The sequence below is a fragment of the uncultured Microbulbifer sp. genome, assembly GCF_947489355.1.
GTDB lineage: Bacteria > Pseudomonadota > Gammaproteobacteria > Pseudomonadales > Cellvibrionaceae > Microbulbifer.
This window is the reverse complement of record NZ_CANLDD010000260.1, coordinates 1-206: the sequence shown is the minus strand read 5'-3', so window position 1 is coordinate 206 and position 206 is coordinate 1. Positions and strand designations below refer to the sequence as shown.

Here is a 206-nt window from a genome sequence, read left to right as displayed (position 1 = left end):
CGGTGCATAGGCGCAGTCGAGCAACCAGTCGATACGCTGCAATGCCAAATTAAATTCCTGACGAATCTTTCTCAGCGGATGGGTTTTCGGGACAAATTCTTCCAGGTGAACCGTGGTGAACAAAGCTTTCTGCGTAATATCTGCACCGCGCATACATTAACTCATTGTGGGGTATCGACCCGAGCATTGTACCAAAGCCAGTAAAT

Annotated in this window: 1 pseudogene; it reads right to left on the bottom strand. The window is 48.1% G+C overall.

Features of this window, described 5'->3' with window-relative positions:
* A pseudogene (locus tag Q1A48_RS21695) lies at positions 1 to 153 on the bottom strand (IS5/IS1182 family transposase); the annotation flags it as partial.
* Positions 154 to 206: the final 53 nt, after the last annotated feature.